General features: G+C 69.6%; 3 protein-coding genes. 2 read left to right on the top strand and 1 reads right to left on the bottom strand.

Annotated elements, in window-relative coordinates:
- Positions 1 to 59 precede the first annotated feature (59 nt).
- Together FNH05_RS36705 and FNH05_RS36700 are read left to right on the top strand one after the other, a co-directional pair.
- Positions 60 to 635: a DUF3090 domain-containing protein gene (locus tag FNH05_RS36705; RefSeq protein ID WP_144593430.1), complete on the top strand. Its 576-nt coding sequence runs from the start codon at positions 60 to 62 to the stop codon at positions 633 to 635.
- Between the two features lie 15 nt (positions 636 to 650).
- The gene (locus tag FNH05_RS36700; protein WP_144593429.1) at positions 651 to 1,454 is read left to right on the top strand and encodes an SCO1664 family protein; all 804 of its coding nucleotides are present in this window, start codon (positions 651 to 653) and stop codon (positions 1,452 to 1,454) included.
- A gap of 9 nt (positions 1,455 to 1,463) precedes the next feature.
- On the opposite strand, the gene FNH05_RS36695 is transcribed toward FNH05_RS36700, so the two are convergent.
- Positions 1,464 to 1,850: a winged helix-turn-helix transcriptional regulator gene (locus tag FNH05_RS36695; protein ID WP_144593428.1), complete on the bottom strand. Its 387-nt coding sequence runs from the start codon at positions 1,848 to 1,850 to the stop codon at positions 1,464 to 1,466.
- Between the last annotated feature and the right edge of the window lie 146 nt (positions 1,851 to 1,996).

Genomic DNA, 1,996 nt, shown 5'->3' with positions numbered 1-1,996 from the left:
GGCAACATCAGGGGCGGCGGGTGCCGATCATGGAACGGTGGCCTAGGGTCGAGGGTGCCATGGCTCGCGTAATCCACGTCTTCCGCCAACCCGACCGGTTCATCGCAGGAACCGTCGGGGAACCCGGCGACCGCACTTTCTACCTGCAGGCGTCCGAGGACGTCCGCACCATCAGCGTGACCATCGAGAAGCAGCAGGTCGCCGTGCTTGCCGAACGTCTCGGTGCACTGCTCGAGGAGATCGCCAGCCGGTTCGGCGCCGATGTGCCCGAAACCGTGCCCGGCGAACTCGTCGACGTCGACCCGCTCCGGGTGCCGGTCGAGGAGGAGTTCCGCGTCGGCACGATGGGCCTGGGCTGGGACGCCGAAAGCAAGGCCGTGGTCGTCGAACTGCTCGCCATCACCGAAGGCGAGGTCGACGAGACGGTCGTGCTCGACGACACCGAGGAGGGCCCGGACGCCGTCCGCGTGTTCCTCACCCCGGCCGTCGCCCGCGCCTTCGTCGAGCGCGCGGAACGGGTCGTCAACGCCGGTCGCAAGCCCTGCCCGCTGTGCGGCGAGCCACTGGACCCCGCCGGCCACATCTGCCCGAGGCAGAATGGGTATCGGCGTGAAACCGACCTGACCGAGGAATAGGCGGGAATAGGCTCCGTGGCCGAAGATCTCCACCCCACCGATCCGGCCGCCAGACAGCTCATCGAGCGGGGGCGGATCGAGGTCGAGGGCCGGCTCGTGGACGCGTCGAACGTGACGCTGTTCTGCTCGATCGAGCTCGACGGTGTTCGCGCGAACGCGGTGTACAAGCCGGTCTCCGGTGAACGTCCCCTGTGGGACTTCCCCGACGGGACACTCGCCGGGCGCGAAGTGGCGACGTACCTGTTGTCGGCGGCCTCGGGGCTCGGCAGCATCCCGCCCACCGTGCTGCGGGAGGGACCGTTCGGCGAGGGCATGGTGCAACTGTGGGTCGAGACCTCCGACGAGGAGCTGATCGACGTGCGGCCGCCCGCCGAAGTGCCCGAGGACTGGCGGATCGTGCTGCACGCCCACGACCGGCTCGGGGAGCCCGCCGTGCTCGCCCACGCCGACCACCCCGGCATCCGGGACCTCGCGATACTGGACATCATCGCCAACAACACCGACCGCAAGGGCGGTCACATACTGTGCGGGGCGGACGGCCGGGTGTACGGGGTGGACCACGGGATCTGCCTGCACGCCGAGCCGAAACTGCGCACGGTGCTGTGGGGCTGGATCGGTGACCCGCTGCCCGAGGACGCGGTGGACAAGCTCCGTGCCCTGCCGGAGAAGCTCGGCGGCCCGCTCGGCGAGGAGCTCTCCGCGCATCTGACGGGGCCGGAGATCCGCGCGATCGCCGACCGGGCCGAGCGGCTGCTGGCGGCCGGGGTCTTTCCCGAGCCCGGCGACGACTGGCGCGCCATCCCCTGGCCCCTGTTCTGACCGTGGGGCTCAGACGGCGACCTTGTCGTTGGTGGAGTCGTAGGCGGTGCGCGCCTGTGCGATGGAACCGCGGTGCCGTTCGGCCCAGTCGAGCAGACCGGTGAGCGAGGCGTAGAGCTCCCGGGCCATGTCGGTGAGCGTGTACTCGACCCGCGGCGGGACGGTCGGGTACACGGTGCGGATCAGCAGCCCGTCGCGCTCGAGTTTGCGGAGGTTGAGGGTCAGCATGCGACGGCTGATCCCTTCGACGGCCCGCTCCAGTTCGGTGAAGCGCACCGGCCCGTGGGCCGCGGCCACGAGGATGCCGATGCTCCACTTGCCCGCGACATGGTCCAGCACCTCCATGATGGGGCAGGCCTCCGCGATTTCCGCGTTCGGCGTTCCGCATTCCGACATGCTCGCCTCCTTGGTCCGGGCCCCTATGTTACGGCCAGGACCCCCTGTTACAAACCGTTTCCCCTGACCTCTGCGGGCGTTGGCCGTGAAGGGTCCGCGGGTTCTAGGGGTGGTTGCAACGTCCGGTGTGGGAGGTTGCGGTGGTG

The sequence above is a fragment of the Amycolatopsis rhizosphaerae genome, from assembly GCF_007713715.1.
Classification (GTDB): Bacteria; Actinomycetota; Actinomycetes; order Mycobacteriales; family Pseudonocardiaceae; genus Amycolatopsis_E; species Amycolatopsis_E rhizosphaerae.
The sequence above is the reverse complement of the archived record's forward strand: the minus strand, read 5'-3'. Positions and strand labels throughout refer to the sequence as shown.